Source organism: Paenibacillus sp. R14(2021) (assembly GCF_019431355.1).
Taxonomy (GTDB): Bacteria; Bacillota; Bacilli; order Paenibacillales; family Paenibacillaceae; genus Paenibacillus_Z.
The window spans coordinates 3,776,888-3,793,384 of record NZ_CP080269.1 but is presented as its reverse complement, the minus strand read 5'-3'; the positions used below and the strand labels follow the sequence as shown (position 1 = coordinate 3,793,384).

Below are 16,497 nucleotides of genomic sequence, written 5' to 3'. Positions count from 1 at the left end.
AAGGGCTGGTCCAGCGGACCAGCCCTTCTTTCTCTATGCAGCGTAATGATTAATGGGTAAAGCCCGGTGTGTGATCGCGCAGGATGCGCTCCATATGGTCGGAAGGCTGCGGCGGATAGTACAGGTAGCCCTGAATATCGTTGCAGTGGTTATACTTCAGGAATTCGAGCTGGTCCGCCGTTTCCACGCCTTCGGCAATAATGGACAGATTCAGATGACTTGCCATCAGCAGCATAGCCAGAATGATCGCCTCGTCCTTCGGTTCCTTCTGAATGCCGTTCACGAAGGAACGGTCGATCTTGATTTTGTCCACGGGCAGCTGCTTCAGGTAGTTCAGCGACGAATAATGCGTGCCGAAATCATCGATGGAGATCGTGATCGCCAGATTTCGCAGCTCCTGCAGCGTGAGCGAATTGTCGCCGCGCATGGCCGTATTTTCAGTGATTTCGAGCTCCAGGTAGGCGGGGTGAAGGCCGCTCTCGGCGAGAATCACTTTGATTTGCTCGGCCAAATGGTTGCGCCTGCTGAACTGCCGCGCTGATAAATTGACGGCAATCCGGACATGCGGAAGACCTGCATCCTGCCACGCTTTGTTCTGGAAGCATACCTTGCGCAGCACCCACTCGCCGATCGGCTCCATCAGCCCGCACTCCTCAGCGATCGGGATGAAGCTCGAAGGCGGAATATTGCCGCGCTTCGGATGATTCCAGCGGATGAGCGCTTCGAGGCCGACGATACGTTTGGATTCAATCTCGATCTGCGGCTGGTAATGGACATCGAATTCTTCGTTGTCGAGCGCACGCCGCAGGCTGTTTTTGATATAAATTTTCTCGTCGGTATCAGCGATCAAGGTGTCGTCGTAAAACCGGAAATTGTTCTTGCCTTCTTCCTTGGCTCGGTACATCGCGGCATCTGCAAATTTCATCAGTTCGGCACCGTTCTTGCTGTGCTCCGGGTAGAGCGTGACGCCGATGCTGGCCGTGACGTAATAGTCCAGGTCGTGCAGGAGGAATGGCTCCTGAAACAGGTTGATCAGCTGCTGAGCGGTATAGTGCACTTGCGTGATGTCCTTCATATAAGGCAGAATAATCGTAAACTCGTCGCCGCCAATGCGCGAGGACACCTCGCCCTGCGTCAGCAGCGAGGTTAACCGGCGCCCGACCTCTTGCAGCAGCAGGTCGCCTTGGGTATGCCCGAGCGTGTCGTTGATGAGCTTGAATTGGTCTAGATCGAGGAACAGCAGCGCAAACGGCCTGTTGCGATCCGCGGAGCGGGCAAGGATCTCCTCCAGCCGATCTTGGAAATACAATCGGTTAGGCAGTCCTGTTACGACGTCATGGTAAGCGGCCAGCCGCAGCCGCTGCTCGCTGCTTTCCAGCAGCGTGTACTGCATGCGAAGCTCGTCTTCCGTTGCGATTAATTCTTCATAGGTCGTTTCCAGCTGTTGATTGGCGATCGTGAGATTGAAGGTTCTTTCGTTCACCATGGCTTGGAGCTTATGCCGCTGGGTGAGCTGCATATACAATAGGTATATCAGCAGGATAAGCACAAGCAGCGCAATCAGGCCTGTAATTTGAACGCGAGTGGCAGCTTCGCTCAGCTTAGCGGGGCTAGGCTGCGCGGCCAGCTCCCAGCTTCCGTCCTCCAAGGTGACAGTCGTCCGCAGAGAAGAGGGCTGCTGGAACAGTGCCGGATCACCGAGAACCGGCTTCCCGCCTGCTTTGACGGCCAGAACAAGGCTGTTGCCTTGCTGTACAAGGCCAGCTTCTTCGAGGATTGGAGGAACGTCGAGCACGACGGACACGAAGCCCCAGAAGGTGTTGCCGACATAGACGGACTGGCGGGTAAGAAGACCCAGCCCGCCCTGTTTTAAATTGAAAGGGCCGACGATCGTTTTGGTATGCAGCGGCTTGGTCCGGACCGCATTGCTGCGAACCTCCGGATTCCTAGACGCGAAGACGTTCATGCCAATGACGGCTTCGTTGCTTTTGACCGGATAGACGAAGCGGGCGATGCCGTCCGGATAGGCAGACAGGTTGCGCACGCCGTCCTGAGATCCGATGAAGCTTGCGGAGAAAGCATCGAACCGGGCTTGATCCAGCGTGTGCTGATGGTTCAACGTCGTATCGACGAAAGCCTTGAGACCGTCCGCAAGCAGCAGCCTGCGCTCTAAGGCGAGTTTAAGCGAAGCGGAATGCGTGGACAGCATCGTGGATGCGTCCCGATTGATTTCGTTATGAAGCATGCGGCCGTAGGCATCGGTAATCCACCATAAGCAGCCTCCGAGTACGAGGGAGACGGCCAACAAAACAAGCCAGATTTTGCTTGGGGTCGTGTAGCGAGCGGTTGTTTCCTCTGGCAAGTCGGACATGGTGCAGAGCTCCTTTCACTAACCGGATGCAAAGCTGCATCTGGCTGTACCTAATACTTTCGTCACAAATCGACAAAATCCTCCAAGGGAAAATATACAATCCATTCATAAGAAGGAGAGGTTGTTTATGAATCAGTGGCATTTACTGCCCAAGGTTGATCTGCATGTCCATCTCGACGGCAGTCTGCGGCCGGATACGGCAATGGCTATTGCCGAGGCGGAGGGCATCGAGCTTCCGGCCGGCAATGAAGCGGGCCTTATACCCTATATGCAGGTAGACGAGGATTGCCGCAGCTTGCCGGAGTACTTGAGCAAGTTCGATTTTACGACTCGGTTTCTTCAAACCGGCACGGCACTCGAACGCGTCGCTTACGAGACGCTTGCCCAGGCAGCCGCCCATAACTGCCTGTATATTGAAGTTCGCTTCGCGCCGCAGCTGCATCGCCGCAAGGGATTGCATACGGAAGAAGCCATTCACTATGTGATACAAGGGATAAAGCGGGCAGAGCAGCAGTTCGATATTCAAGGGCGCGCCATTGCGATCTGCATGCGCAACCATGACCGCGCTGATAATTTGGAAGTCATCGAGGCTGCCGCAAAATTTGCCGGCCGCGGCTTGGCTGCGGTCGATCTGGCGGGCGACGAAGCTTCCTATCCGCCGGAGCTGTTCCGCGACGTATTTGCCCTTGCGCATAAGCGTTCGCTGCCTGTAACGATTCACGCCGGCGAAGCGGCCGGCGCGGAGAATGTTTATGAAGCGGTTAAGCATCTGGGAGCTTCCCGCATTGGGCATGGCGTACGGCTGCGGGAGCGGCCGGATATTCTGCGCATGGTGCTGGAGCAGGGCATTCCGCTTGAAATGTGCCCGGTCAGCAACATCCAGACGAAGGCTGTAGCCGGCTGGGATGACTATCCCATCCGCGATTATTTCGATCAAGGACTGAAGCTGACGCTGAATACGGATAATCCGAGCGTATCCGGAACGGATATTACGCGGGAATATCGGATTCTGTCCGAGAAATTCGGATTTGCGGACAAGGAATTGGCTGCAATTATCCGGAACGGGGCAGAGGCTGTATTCCTGGAGGATACCGAGAAGAAGGCGCTGGTCAGAAGGATTCATAGGGAGTTAGACGCACTTGGCCTTTAAAACCTTCGCCAGGTAGGGGGCAGGGTTCGACTTTATCGGCGGCTTTCCCGTATACTGATTGCAATAGAGAATTGGCTTGAAAGAGGGGGAATTCCTCCTCAGCAGAGAGATCGGCTGCACTGCTTTAGGCGGTTATTGAGCAGTTTGGTGATGAAATGCGTCTTCCGACGATGCTTGTCGGGCAGCCGCAGAGGCAAGGAGAGGAGTTGGAAGGTTGTCATGGAATCTTCAATTACGGATCGACAACAGATCGAGCAAGAGGAACGTAAACGCCGGGAGCGCTATTCCCGGCAAATGCTGTTTGCCCCGATTGGCGAGAGCGGACAGCGGAAGATCGAAGCCGCAACAGTCGTCATCGTCGGCATGGGCGCGCTCGGCACGGTCATTGCCAATCATATGGCCCGTTCGGGCGTAGGTCGGCTGCGTATTATCGACCGCGATTACGTGGAGAGAAGTAATCTGCAGCGGCAAATGCTGTACGACGAAGAGGATGTGCTGCAGGTGCGTCCCAAGGTCGTCGCCGCTGAACGCAGACTAAAGCTGATTAACAGCGATATTGCCATTGAGCCGGTCGTATCGCATCTGACGGCGGCCAACGCCGAGGCGCTTATAGACGGGGCGGACCTCGTGCTCGACGGCACGGATAACTTCGGAACCAGGCTTCTGCTGAACGATGTCTGCTTTAAGCATGGCATCCCGTTCATATACGGCGGCTCAGTCAGCTCGAACGGCATGACAGCCGTATTCGTTCCGGGGCAGACCTCCTGCCTGCGATGCCTGCTCGGCTCCGGCGACAGCGTGGGCGAGACCTGTGACACGGTTGGTGTCATCTCGCCGATCGTCGACATCATTGCCTCCCTGCAGGCGGTGGAGGCGCTCAAGGTTATCGTGGGTGCTTCGTCCGTGCAGCGCCAGGGATTACTGTCCATGGATGTCTGGCGCAATCAAACGATGGAGATGAAGCTGCCGCCGCCGAGTCCGGCCTGTCCGACCTGCGGTCTTCATCAGTACCCGTCGCTGCATGCGGATACCGCTGCGCGTCCGGTAACGCTCTGCGGCCGTGAAACGGTGCAGATCAGCGGCCTGCGTCCGATCGATTTGGCCCAGACGGCAGAGAAGCTGAGCCGATCCTGTACGCTGACCTCCAATCCGTACCTGCTGCGGGCTGAGCTGCCCGAAGGCGAGCGTCTGGTTATCTTCCCGGACGGGCGCGTGCTTGTACAGGGAACGGAGGATCTCGGGCGGGCGCAGTCGCTTTACGATAGATATATCGGTTCGTAATTAAATTTTTGACCTGCGTGTATATTCGAAACCGCGAACGTCCATAATAGCAAAGGCAAGCGGTTACTGCTTGTACTTTGCTTACGGGACGGGGCTTCCGAGACTTTTGAATCGTTTATTTGAGGCCCGGCAAGACCACCCAAAAAAAAAGTAATTGTTAAAGCTTGTAAGCGCATTGCTTTTCGATTACGGATATGCTACTATGATCTTAGTCATAAAAGAACCTGAATTCACATATTGAAAAGGGTTGTCATTTTGTGCGAGATGGTACCTTTTTCAATGTGTGATTTTTTTATTTGCCTAAACGAATAAAAAGTACATGTTAATTTAATTTTGGAGGTTTTTCCCCATGCAAACAGGAACAGTTAAATGGTTTAACGCTGAGAAAGGTTTCGGCTTCATCGAAGTTGAAGGCGGCAACGATGTATTCGTACACTTCTCCGCAATCGTAGGCGAAGGCTTTAAATCCCTGGACGAAGGCCAACGCGTTGAGTTCAACGTTGTTCAAGGCAACCGTGGACCACAAGCAGAAAACGTTGTAAAACTGTAGTTTTATAATGTTTGAACGAACAGCCCTGTGCGCAAGCACAGGGCTGTTTTTTATGTGCAGAAATTCTCGTTTTCCCTGTCTCGACTGTTTCGTGCGATTCGCTCCCTGTTTCAATTTTACATATAATGGTTAAGTTGATGTGTAAAGCATTGGAGTCTGTTTTACGAGGCCGGGAGGATCAGAAGATGTTGCTGCAAAACGGTTTTTTTCGAGTTTGTTTAGGGATCATTGCGCTGCTGCTCATTATTTATTTGATGGCGAAGGTCAGTTTTATATTCCGACCGCTGCTGACGATTTTTAATATTTTAATTGTGCCGTTCATGCTGGCCGGTTTCTTCTATTATCTGCTCCGGCCGGTCGTGCAATATATGGTTCGGCAGCGATTGAACAAGATACTTTCGATTCTGCTTCTTTATTTTATCGCAGCGGGAATCGGGGTCGTGTTCTTCATCGTGGTGTGGCCGGCGCTTCAAATGCAGCTGGAGAACTTCTTGAAAGGCGCGCCGGAGTTGATTGAAGGCTTCAAGAGCCAGTTTGCGAAGCTGCAAAGTAACCGTCTGGTATCGATCTTCGCGGGCAACGAGTCGGATCTGTCCACGAAGCTGTCGGATTACTTAAACAGGGCGATTACCGCGGCTTCGGATTATGTGAGCAGCGTGGTTTCACTCGTTACTAATTTTGTGATTATCATTGCGACGGTGCCCATCATACTGTACTACATGCTGAAGGAGAGCGAGCATATCCCGTCTTCCGTGCTTGCGGTCATCCCGAAGCGGTATCGCCGGGACGCCAAAGAGGTGCTTGCGGATATCGACGGCGCGCTGAGCGGATTTATCGTCGGCCGCGTCATCATTACCTGTCTGCTCGCGATCATGCTGTATGTCGGCTTTCTCATTATTGGGCTTCCGTTCTCGCTGCTGCTCGCCATTGCTGCGTTCATCTTGAATATTATTCCGTATATCGGTCCGATTCTGGGGGCGATTCCTTCCCTTATCGTTGCTTTTACGGTATCGCCGTCTATGGTGTTCTGGGTCGTGGTGGTGACGATCATCGCGCAGCAAATCGAAGGGAATGTCCTGTCGCCGAGCATCTATGGCCGAAGGCTGGATATTCATCCGCTGACCACGATCGTGCTGCTGCTTGTGGCTGGCGATATTGCCGGCATTCTGGGCGTTATCCTAGCGATTCCGACGTATATGGTTGCCAAAATCATTATCGTGCGCGTCTATCAGCTGTTTCTGGCGGACAAGGTGGAAGAGCTGGTTGATTGAAGGCTGCCGCTCGCTTATGCAACTGCGGGCTGCGTACATAGAATGAGTTTCTTCCCGGCTGCAAAAAGTGATACAATCAAGGAACGAATGTTCCTATACAAACGGGGATAATTGGACGGGGCGCAGCGGGAGTGCGGCAGAGCCGTAAGCAATCCGCGTGGCGCGGGAGAAACCATGGACCATACCATTCAGTTGTCTGTACGGGCGCTGGTTGAATATGCATACCGGAGCGGCGATATCGAGTCCGGCTTCCGGACGTCTGCTTCGCTGACGGACGGGACGAAAGCGCATCAGCGCGTGCAGAAGCAGTACGGCGAGCAGGATGAACGAGAGGTATATGTAAGCGCGGAGATCGTCATGGACGATCTCCTGTTTGTCGTGGACGGCCGCTGCGACGGACTGCTGGCGGGCGGAGAAGACGGCATCGTCGTCATCGACGAGATCAAGTCCACGTCCGGCTCGCTTCCGGAAATGGTTGAAGCGACGTATCCCGTGCATTGGGCGCAGGCCAAATGTTATGCCTACATGGTAGCGACGGATCGGGCGCTGGAGCAGATTGCGGTGCAGCTGACCTATGTGCAGGTGCAGAGCGAGGAAGAGCGCCGGTTCCGGCAGCAGTTCACGAGAGGCGAATTGGAGCTGTTCCTGCATGATATGATACGCTCCTATTATGCGAGCGCGGCGCAGCAGGTCCGGCACCGGCTGAAGCGGGATGCCAGCATCAAGATGCTGCCGTTTCCGTTTCCAGCTTACCGCGAAGGTCAGCGGAAGCTGGCGGGGGCGGTCTATAAGAGTGTAGTCGATGGGCAGAAGCTGTTCGCGAAAGCGCCAACCGGCATCGGCAAGACGATTTCGACGATTTTCCCCGCGGTGAAGGCGGTTGGGGAGGGGTTGCTGCAGCGCGTCGTCTATTTGACGGCGAAGACGATTGCCCGCAAGGCGGCAGAGGATGCCTTCGGCCTGCTGCAGTCGAAGGGGCTGCACATGGCCGCCGTGACGCTGACGGCCAAGGAGAAAATCTGCTTCCAAGAGGAAGTAAGGTGCAGCAAGGAGCACTGCCCGTATGCCGAGGGCTATTACGACCGGATCAACGAGGCGCTGCTTGATCTGCGTACCAAGGAGACGTTGATGACCCGGGAAGTCATCGAGCAGTATGCGCGCAAGCACCGGGTATGCCCCTTCGAGTTCTCGCTGGATGCGGCCTACGGCGCAGACGCGATCATCTGTGACTATAACTATGTGTTCGATCCGCGGGTCAGCTTGAAACGGATGTTCGAGGAACAGAAGCGGCGGACGGCAGTGCTCGTGGACGAGGCGCATAATCTGGTGGACCGGGCACGGGAGATGTACTCAAGCGAGCTGAACAAGAGCGCGTTCCTTGACGTGCAGCGCGCGTACAAGGGTGTGAACGCGGAGGTTTACGGCGCGGCCAAAGCGGTGAATGATTACTTGCTGACGCAGCGCAAGCGAATCGGGGAGCGGCTGCAGGAAGCGGTGGAGGAGCCGCCCGAAGAGCTTACGGCGCTGGTAGAGCAGTTCGTCGACCGCGCGGAACGTGCGCTGCTCGGGGCCGCGCGGTCCGGAGGCGGAGCAGGGCGGCTTGATTCGGGCTCAGCGGAAGTCCTGGACCTATTCGGCTCTCCCGCGGAAGCTGTCGCTGCTGCTGTTCCCCAAGCCGGCACGGCGGCAGGCAGCGCAGCGCTGCTGGAGCTTTACTACGCCTGCCAGAACTTCGTCCGTACCGCGAAGCTGTACGATGAACGGTACGTGACGTATACCGAATGCGATCGGAGCGAGGTGCGGATCAAGCTCTTCTGCTTGGATCCCTCGCATCTGCTGCGGACCATGGGCAAAGGCTACCGGTCGACGGTATTCTTCTCGGCGACGCTCACGCCGCTGTCCTACTATATGGATATGCTGGGCAGCGACGATGAGGGAGATTACTCCGTCGTGATTCCCTCTCCCTTCTCGCGGGAGCAGCTGGACGTATTCATCAGCCCGCTTTCAACTCGTTACCAGGACCGGGAGCGGACGAAGGAACCCATCGTCTCCCTCATCAGCCGGATCACGGGCCAGCGCAAGGGCAATTATTTGCTGTTCTTCCCTTCCTACGCATATATGAACGATGCTTATGAGCGGTTTGCGGTGCAGCAGGAGAAACGGCCGGCCGAAGCGGAAGCGCCGAAGACAATCGTGCAGGGGACGCGGATGACGGAGGCGGAACGGGAGCAGTTTCTGGCTGCTTTCCAAAGCAGCTCGGAGGAGACGCTGGTCGGATTCGCAGTTATGGGCGGCATATTCGCGGAGGGGATTGATTTGGTCGGGGACCGCCTGACGGGCGTCGTCGTGGTCGGCGTCGGACTGCCGCAGATTGGTCTGGAACGGGATATTATGAAGGCGTATTTCGACGGAACCGGACGAAACGGCTTTGATTATGCGTTTCTGTTCCCCGGCATGAACAAGGTGCTGCAGGCGGGAGGGCGTCTGATCCGGTCGGAGGACGACCGCGGCATTCTGCTGCTGATCGATGACCGTTACCTGCAGCCGCAGTACAACCGGCTGCTTCCGCAGGAGTGGCTGGATTACACCATACTGTAGAAGAAGAGGCGCTTGCATACTTTGGACTATGCCGGGTAAATCAACGATTTCTCGTACACGTTGACCCAGAAGCCGTCGATCACGGACGCGCCTCTGTGGGCGTAGCCGTTGTTCGTGAACAGCTTCTTCGCCCCAAGCTGATTGGTCAGCGCATCCAGGTAAATTTGGCGGAAGCCTAATTCCTCGGCACACCGCTCAAGACTGGACAGCAGGAGCTGGCCATAGCCGCGCTGCTGGAAATCGGGATGAACGCGCAGACGCTTGATTTCGGCGGTCTCGCCGTCGAGCTTCTTGAGGCCGCCCATGGCGACGACCGTGCCGCTCTGGGTCGTGCCGACGAGAAACTCGCCTCCGGAGGACAGGTACTGATCTTCGATGTGGAAAATATCGTGGTAATGCTGGTGTGTGGGTTCTACCCCTGCGGCGGAAATCACGAGCAGATGCAGCCTCCAAATATCGTCATGGTCAGCGGTCGAATAGCGGCGGATGTTGATCATGGCAATCGCTCCTTCATCTATACGGTTGAGTTAACGCGAATGTAATGTAATGTAATATAATCTAACATATTTTTCCGCATGCTGGAATGGTTTTCGCTATTATTGATGTTTATGTGCGATGCGGTTCAACTATTATGGAATGTTTATGTCAGGTAAAGTGAATGTGCGCGGACGCTATTGAAGCAGCGGGAATTTTACTCAATAATGAAGCTAATAGACGTTGAAGGAGATGAATGCGTCATGAAGGTAGTCGTTGTATCAGATACGCATATGACGCGCATGGCGAAGAAGCTGCCGGACCGGCTGATTCATGAGCTGGGGGATGCGGATGCCATTCTGCACGCGGGCGATTGGATGACGATGGCGGTATGGGATATGCTTCGCGCCTACGCGGATACGGACGGCGTTGCAGGCAACAATGACGGCAGCGATATCGAGGCGAAGTTCGGCAGCCGCAAAATCGTAACGCTCGGCGGCGTTCGCATCGGCCTTGTGCACGGCCATATCGGTACGGGACGCCGCGACGATACGGAAACGAACGCGTTCAAGTCGTTTATTCCGGGCAGCGTGGACGTCATCGTCTTCGGCCATTCTCATGTTCCCGTAAAGCATGAGCGGGACGGGGTGCTGCTGTTTAATCCAGGCTCGGCAGCGGATAAGCGCAGACAGCCGAAGTATTCCTTCGGTATTCTAACGATCGCGGAAGGGCGGCTCGTCAAGGCAGAGCATATTTACTATGACAACAAGAGCTGAACAGGAAGGCAAGCCGCGTAATGTCGGCATCTTTGCCCACGTCGACGCAGGGAAAACGACAACGACGGAGCAGATGCTCTACCTGAGTGGGCATATTCGCGCGCTTGGCAGCGTGGATGCGGGTACGGCGCAGACCGATTGGCTGGACGTGGAGCGGGAGCGGGGCATCTCGGTTCGCGCGGCGGTGACGCGTTTTGTGTGGAAGGGTGCGCCGGTCAATTTGGTGGACACGCCGGGCCACGTCGATTTTCTATCCGAGGTGGAGCGCTCGCTGCGGGTGATGGACGGCGCGGTGCTCATCGTGTCGGCGGTGGAGGGCGTGCAGGCACAGACGGAAATCATCTGGCAGGCGCTGCGCGAGCTGGGCATTCCAACGCTCCTATATGTGAACAAAATGGACCGCATCGGCGCGGATGCGGCTGCGGTGCTGGATCAGATCCGCCGGCTGCTTTCGCCGCAGGCGGTGCCGATTATGGCGCCGAATGGGGCGGAGGCGGATTTTGCAGGCTCGGTTGATGTATTGGACGAGCCCGCTATGGCGGCGAATCCATGGGCTGAGCCCTATCGGCAGCAGCTGCTGGAGGCCGTGGCCGAGCAGGAGGAATCGCTGCTGGAGGCTTATCTGGAGGGCACGGCGTTCGATGCCGGCCTTGTTGCGGATACGCTGGTCGCAGGTGTGCACCGTTCGGCGCTGTTTCCGGTGCTCTTCGGGGCCTCTAACCGGGGCATTGGCGTCAAGGCGCTCATGGATGCCATGATCGACTATTTGCCTGCACCGGCAGGTGCGGAGTCCGCGCCGGTTGCAGGCGTTATTTTCAAGATGGAACGGGACCCCGTTATGGGTAAAATCGCGTATGTGCGCTTGTACGAAGGTATCATTCGCAACCGTGATACCGTGCTTAACCATACGCGGGACGTGCAGGACAAGGTGACGCAGATCCGCCGCGTGCACGGGCAGAAATCCGAGGACATCGGCGTGCTTGCGGCAGGGGATATCGCCGCCGTTTACGGTCTCAGCCGGGCGCGGATCGGTGATGTGCTGGGGTCGCCGGCGGGCGTTCCCGGGGAGAAGCGGCTTGCGGTACCGCTGCTTACCGTACAGGTGCAGTGGGGCAATGCGGCGGAGTACCCCGCGGTCGTTGCGGCGTTCCAGGAGCTGGCGGACGAGGATCCGCTGCTGGATTTGCAGTGGCTGCAGGATGAGCGTGAGCTGCATTTGAAGGTGATGGGGCCGATTCAGATGGAGGTGCTGGCATCCATCCTGCTGAGCCGCTTCAAGCTTGCGGTGAGCTTCGGCGCGCCGTCCGTCATCTATAAGGAAACGCCTGCTTCGGCGGGCGAAGGGTTTATTGCGTACACGATGCCGAAGCCGTGCTGGGCGATTTTGCGGTTCGTCATCGAACCGGGCGAGCGGGGCAGCGGGCTCGTGTACAAGTCGCTTGTCCGGAACGAGCGGCTGCTCGAAAGCTATCAGAACGAGGTGGCTCGCCGCGTGCCGGAGGCGCTGCAGCAGGGGCTTCGGGGCTGGGAGGTTACGGACCTGTCCGTCACGCTGGTGGAGGGAGAGCATCATGTGTGGCATACCCATCCGCTCGATTTCGTCATCGCGACGCCGATGGGCATTATGAACGGGCTGGCGAATGTCGGCACGAAGCTGCTGGAGCCGATGCTGCGCTTCCGCATGTCGGTGCCGGAGGAATACGGCGGCAAGCTGATGAACGAGCTGGTCGTCATGCGCGGCGAGTTCGGCGCGCCGGTCGTGCGGCAAGAGCGCATGGAGCTTGAAGGACTGCTGCCTGTCGCGACGACGCTTGATTTCCCGGCGCGCCTCGGCTCTATGACGAAGGGCAGAGGCACGCTCACGACGTTCTTCGCCGGCTACCGCGAATGTCCCGCGGACGTGGAGGCAGAGCGCATCCGCCGCGGCGTGAACCCGCTGGACCAGTCGAAATATATATTGGCCGTACGCAATGCGCTGAGCGGCTAGGACAACCGCGCTGCTGCGGGCGATTCACCCGCAAACGGGCCGAGAAGAAATCGACTGCCGAATCCGCTATAATAGAATTAACAATCTAGCAAGCGGGCAGGGATCCTACATATGCACAATCAAACAGCGGCGGTCAGCAATCGCCATTTGCTACATGAGGCGGAAGCCTACATCAGGCAGTTTGGCATCGAGCTTGGGCGATCAAGCGAGGAGACGAATCATCGAATCGCGCAAATCGCAGCGGATATCGAAGCGACGGGCACGTACGTTCATACAGGCGAAGAACTCGCTTACGGGGCCAAGCTGGCTTGGCGCAACAGCAACCGGTGTATCGGCCGTTTGTTCTGGGATGCGTTGACGGTGCAGGATGCACGAAGCGCCGAGACGGAAGAGGACATTGTGAAAGCGATTTTTCATCATATCGAATATGCGACGAACGGCGGCAAAGTGCTGCCGACAATTACGATATTCGCACCTTCGGCAGAGCCGGATCGTCCGCGGATTCGAATTTGGAACGAGCAGTATATCCGCTATGCGGGTTACAAACAGGAAGACGGCTCTGTGGTCGGAGACCCTGTTTCCCTGGAGCTGACGGAAGCCTGCGAGCGGATGGGCTGGCGCGGCGCGGGAACGGCTTTCGATGTGCTGCCGCTCATTATTCAGCTTGGGGACGAGCCGCCCCGATTGTTCGAGGTGCCGAAGGATATCGTTCTCGAGGTTCCGCTCGTACACCCGGACATGCCTGCCTTCGAGGAGCTTGGGCTGCGGTGGTATGCCGTTCCTTTCGTATCCGGCATGCGGCTTGAAATCGGGGGTCTGCATTATACGGCGGCACCGTTCAACGGCTGGTATATGGGCACGGAGATCGGCGCGCGCAACTTGGCGGATCCGTTCCGTTACAACATGCTGCCGAAGCTGGCCGAGAAAATGGGCCTCGACACCGCTCGCGAATCCACCCTATGGCGGGACCGAGCGTTGGTGGAGATGAACGTCGCAGTGCTGCATTCGTTCAAAACAAAAGGCGCGACGATCGTCGATCATCATACCGCCAGCAAGCAGTTCACGCTGTTCGCGGAGAAGGAACGGCAGAACGGCCGCACGCCGACAGGGCGCTGGTCTTGGCTCATTCCGCCGCTGTCGCCGGCCACGACTGGGGTCTTCCATACGCGCTTCGACGACACGGAGCTGAAGCCGAATTACTATTACCAACATGCGCCCGCCGATCTGTAGCAGCGCTTCGCGCATGGCCTGCCGCGGCGTTTGAAGCGGCTGTTATACGGGTAAACTAGAACGAATAACGCATGCTATTGAGAAGGGGACGGGGCGCAGGCTCTGTCCCTTTTTGCTTGGTTGTGCTGCATTCGCTTGAAACGGAGCAAATTATAGCCAAAATAATGGTTTTTACAGCCATTCTAGGAAGATTCGGTACATGAGAGCATCGCGAATGTGGTACGATAGGAAAGCCGGTTGTAGATCGGGATGGTTTGTATAACAAAATGAGGTGGATGAAGTGGCAAGTTTTGAACAATTAGGTATTGCCAAAGAACGGACGCAGGCGCTTCGGAACGAGGGTATTCATGAAGCGACGCCGATTCAAGAGGGCGCGATACCGGTCATCATGCAGGGCAGCGACGTGATCTGTCAGGCGCAGACGGGAACGGGGAAGACACTTGCTTTCCTGCTGCCGATGCTGGAGAAGATTCGTGCGGAGCGCGATGACGTGCAGGGTTTGATTTTGACGCCGACAAGGGAGTTGGCACTGCAGATTACGACTGAGCTGAAGAAACGGCTCGCAACGAAGGAAGAATTCAGCGTGCTCGCGGTGTACGGGGGGCAGGATGTGGAATCGCAGCTGCGCAAGCTGAAGCGTGCGGTTCATATCGTAGTCGCAACGCCGGGACGGCTGCTTGACCATATTCGCAGAGGTACGATTGCACTCGGTTCGGTAAAAATGCTCGTCTTGGACGAAGCTGATCAGATGCTTCATATGGGTTTCCTGACCGAGGTCGAGGAGATTCTGACGCAGATGCCTTACCGCAAGCAGACGATGCTGTTCTCGGCGACGATGCCGGCCGGCGTCCGCTCGCTCGCAGCGCGGTTCATGATCGAGCCGAAGGATATTACGGTACGCGCACAGCAGGTAACGGTTAAGGGCATTCGCCAGCTGTCGGTCGAAGTGGGTGCACGCAACAAAGAAGAGCAGCTGAAGCGGCTCCTGCAGGAGCATAACCCGTATTTGGGCGTGATTTTCGTCCGGACGAAGAAGCGGGCGAGCGCGCTCAACGATTACTTGCAGGAGAACGGCTTTAACAGCGACGAGCTGCACGGCGACTTGTCGCAGGCAAAGCGGGAGCAGGTCATGAAACGGTTCCGCGATGCGAAGCTGCATCTGCTTGTCGCGACGGACGTGGCGGCGCGGGGACTAGACGTTGAAGGCGTAACACATGTGTTCAACTACGATATTCCGGAAAATGCGGAGGGCTATATCCACCGGATCGGTCGGACGGGACGCGCGGGCGAAGCGGGTCTGGCGATTACGCTGGTTTCCCCGCATGATCGCTTGGAGCTGGCTGCCATCGAGAAGGGCATCCAGATGTCGATTCCGCGGGAAGGCCGCGCAGGGAGCGTGCCTGCAGGCGAAGGGCGGAAAACAAGCGTGGACCGTGAACGTCCGAGCGGCAGCGGCCGCCGGGGAACCGGCGGTGCCGGCGGTCGCCGCGGCGCTTCAGCGGGCGGCACGGGCCGCAGCGCGCAAGGCGGCCGCAGCGGGCAAGCAGGACGCGGCGGACGTTCCGCCGCAGGAGGCGGCGCGTATTCGGCGGCAGCGAAGCGCGGCTCCGGCACGGATGAGCCGCAATGGGGCGCGGCACGCGCGGATTCGCCGCGCGGCGGACGCACGCGGTACAGCTCGCCGGCAGGCGAGGAAGCCGGCGAGCGCAACAGTCGCAGCGGCGGCGAAGCACGCGGACGCGGAGGCGCTGGCCCGCGCGGCGGAGCAGGCCGCGAAGCGGAGTTTGGCGCACGCAGCGGCGGCGAAGCACGCGGACGCGGGGGCGCTGGCCCGCGCGGCGGAGCAGGCCGCGAAGCGGAGTTTGGCGCGCGCAGCGGCGGTGAAGCACGCGGACGCGGGGGCGCTGGCCCGCGCGGCGGAGCAGGCCGCGAAGCGGAGCAGGGCGCGCGCAGCGGCGGCGAAGCACGCGGACGCGGAGGCGCGCCGCAATTCCCGAACGGCGGCGGTGACAAGAATCGCGGACGCGCATCATCCGGCCGCACCTCGTCAGGCCGCGCCACATCGGGCGGCGGCGGCTTCAAAGGCGGCGGCCGTTCCGGCGGCGGCAGGCAGGGCTCCGGCTCCGGCGGTCGTTCGACCCGCGGCCGTTCCCGATAACACCAGCTCAGAGGCAAGACACAGAGGAAGTAACTCCGTGTCCTGCCTCTTTTTTACGAAGGGAGCGAATTGACGTCATGGAAGCATCAGCAAGTTTACATGCTGTTCGTTTGGTGAAGCCCTCCGTGGAACTGCAGCAGGCTTATCTGCTGTTCTACACGGAATGGATGGCAAGCGGCGAGGATATCGTGCCTTGGGTGGTCTCGCGGGATCCTGCCGATTTTGCGGCCTATGTGAGCTTTCTGCTGGGCGCGGAGGAAGAAGCGAACACCCCGGAGGGCTGGGTGCCGCACACTACGCTGTGGCTGTTGGATGGAAACGGGCGAATCGCCGGCGCAGTCAACATTCGTCATCGCTTAAACGATAAGCTTCGCGAGAGCGGTGGTCACATCGGCTACGGCATCGTTCCCTCGCAGCGGCGTCAAGGCTATGCGACGGCTCTGCTGGAGCAGGCGCTCGTAGAAACCGACAAGCTTGACATCACGGACGTGCTTGTCGTCTGCGACAGCGGCAATATCGGATCGGAGCGGACGATCCGCAATAACGGCGGCGAGTTTCATTCGACTTTCACCGAAGAGAACGGCAATGTGGTGAAACGCTTCTGGATCCGCCGGAGCGAGCAAGCGTAACGATAGCTAAGTCGTAGAATGC

At 57.7% G+C, this 16,497-nt stretch carries 12 protein-coding genes; 10 read left to right on the top strand and 2 right to left on the bottom strand.

Features of this window, described 5'->3' with window-relative positions; translation table 11 throughout:
* Positions 1 to 49: 49 nt before the first annotated feature.
* Positions 50 to 2,371, bottom strand: coding sequence for a bifunctional diguanylate cyclase/phosphodiesterase (locus KXU80_RS17650; RefSeq protein WP_219834528.1), 2,322 nt, complete (start codon positions 2,369 to 2,371; stop codon positions 50 to 52).
* Positions 2,372 to 2,498: 127 nt separating this feature from the next.
* On the opposite strand from KXU80_RS17650, the gene add reads away from it, so the two are divergent.
* From add to KXU80_RS17625, 5 genes are all read left to right on the top strand, one after another.
* Complete coding sequence (add, locus tag KXU80_RS17645) at positions 2,499 to 3,521, top strand: adenosine deaminase (RefSeq protein WP_219834527.1); 1,023 nt, start codon at positions 2,499 to 2,501, stop codon at positions 3,519 to 3,521.
* A gap of 219 nt (positions 3,522 to 3,740) precedes the next feature.
* Positions 3,741 to 4,802 (top strand): ThiF family adenylyltransferase, encoded by a 1,062-nt coding sequence (locus KXU80_RS17640; RefSeq protein WP_219834526.1) that lies wholly within the window; start codon positions 3,741 to 3,743, stop codon positions 4,800 to 4,802.
* A gap of 349 nt (positions 4,803 to 5,151) precedes the next feature.
* A complete protein-coding gene (locus tag KXU80_RS17635; RefSeq protein ID WP_025337122.1) occupies positions 5,152 to 5,352 on the top strand; it encodes a cold-shock protein in 201 nt (66 codons plus the stop codon).
* 185 nt (positions 5,353 to 5,537) lie between these two features.
* Positions 5,538 to 6,623 carry an AI-2E family transporter gene (locus KXU80_RS17630; RefSeq protein ID WP_219834525.1) on the top strand — a complete coding sequence of 362 codons (1,086 nt, stop codon included), beginning with the start codon at positions 5,538 to 5,540 and terminating at the stop codon, positions 6,621 to 6,623.
* A 174-nt stretch (positions 6,624 to 6,797) separates the two neighbouring features.
* Positions 6,798 to 9,221 carry an ATP-dependent DNA helicase gene (locus KXU80_RS17625; protein WP_219834524.1) on the top strand — a complete coding sequence of 808 codons (2,424 nt, stop codon included), beginning with the start codon at positions 6,798 to 6,800 and terminating at the stop codon, positions 9,219 to 9,221.
* A 26-nt stretch (positions 9,222 to 9,247) separates the two neighbouring features.
* Here the strand turns inward: KXU80_RS17625 and KXU80_RS17620 are convergent, their stop codons facing one another.
* Positions 9,248 to 9,718 carry a GNAT family N-acetyltransferase gene (locus KXU80_RS17620; RefSeq protein WP_219834523.1) on the bottom strand — a complete coding sequence of 157 codons (471 nt, stop codon included), beginning with the start codon at positions 9,716 to 9,718 and terminating at the stop codon, positions 9,248 to 9,250.
* Positions 9,719 to 9,958: 240 nt separating this feature from the next.
* On the opposite strand from KXU80_RS17620, the gene KXU80_RS17615 reads away from it, so the two are divergent.
* The 5 genes from KXU80_RS17615 to KXU80_RS17595 all read left to right on the top strand — a co-directional run bounded on the left by KXU80_RS17615 (position 9,959) and on the right by KXU80_RS17595 (position 16,475).
* Complete coding sequence (locus KXU80_RS17615) at positions 9,959 to 10,471, top strand: metallophosphoesterase family protein (RefSeq protein ID WP_219834522.1); 513 nt, start codon at positions 9,959 to 9,961, stop codon at positions 10,469 to 10,471.
* Positions 10,455 to 12,458, top strand: a complete 2,004-nt coding sequence (locus KXU80_RS17610; protein ID WP_219834521.1) for a GTP-binding protein — start codon at positions 10,455 to 10,457, stop codon at positions 12,456 to 12,458. The genes KXU80_RS17615 and KXU80_RS17610 overlap by 17 nt, the downstream gene beginning before the upstream one ends.
* Before the next feature lie 111 nt (positions 12,459 to 12,569).
* A complete protein-coding gene (locus KXU80_RS17605; RefSeq protein ID WP_219834520.1) occupies positions 12,570 to 13,688 on the top strand; it encodes a nitric oxide synthase oxygenase in 1,119 nt (372 codons plus the stop codon).
* Between the two features lie 280 nt (positions 13,689 to 13,968).
* Entirely contained in the window at positions 13,969 to 15,846 is a 1,878-nt protein-coding gene (locus KXU80_RS17600; RefSeq protein WP_219834519.1) for a DEAD/DEAH box helicase, read from the top strand.
* A 77-nt stretch (positions 15,847 to 15,923) separates the two neighbouring features.
* A complete protein-coding gene (locus KXU80_RS17595) occupies positions 15,924 to 16,475 on the top strand; it encodes a GNAT family N-acetyltransferase (RefSeq protein WP_219834518.1) in 552 nt (183 codons plus the stop codon).
* The last annotated feature ends 22 nt before the right edge of the window (positions 16,476 to 16,497 follow it).

Bases quoted from the DNA above. Each gene is read 5' to 3' on its own strand.
- KXU80_RS17635 (WP_025337122.1), top strand. From the start codon at position 5,152: ATGCAAACAGGAACAGTTAAATGGTTTAACGCTGAGAAAGGTTTCGGC.
- KXU80_RS17640 (WP_219834526.1), top strand. From the start codon at position 3,741: ATGGAATCTTCAATTACGGATCGACAACAGATCGAGCAAGAGGAACGT.
- KXU80_RS17610 (WP_219834521.1), top strand. From the start codon at position 10,455: ATGACAACAAGAGCTGAACAGGAAGGCAAGCCGCGTAATGTCGGCATC.
- KXU80_RS17630 (WP_219834525.1), top strand. From the start codon at position 5,538: ATGTTGCTGCAAAACGGTTTTTTTCGAGTTTGTTTAGGGATCATTGCG.
- KXU80_RS17605 (WP_219834520.1), top strand. From the start codon at position 12,570: ATGCACAATCAAACAGCGGCGGTCAGCAATCGCCATTTGCTACATGAG.
- KXU80_RS17615 (WP_219834522.1), top strand. From the start codon at position 9,959: ATGAAGGTAGTCGTTGTATCAGATACGCATATGACGCGCATGGCGAAG.
- KXU80_RS17620 (WP_219834523.1), bottom strand. From the start codon at position 9,718: ATGATCAACATCCGCCGCTATTCGACCGCTGACCATGACGATATTTGG.
- KXU80_RS17595 (WP_219834518.1), top strand. From the start codon at position 15,924: ATGGAAGCATCAGCAAGTTTACATGCTGTTCGTTTGGTGAAGCCCTCC.
- KXU80_RS17650 (WP_219834528.1), bottom strand. From the start codon at position 2,371: ATGTCCGACTTGCCAGAGGAAACAACCGCTCGCTACACGACCCCAAGC.
- add (WP_219834527.1), top strand. From the start codon at position 2,499: ATGAATCAGTGGCATTTACTGCCCAAGGTTGATCTGCATGTCCATCTC.
- KXU80_RS17625 (WP_219834524.1), top strand. From the start codon at position 6,798: ATGGACCATACCATTCAGTTGTCTGTACGGGCGCTGGTTGAATATGCA.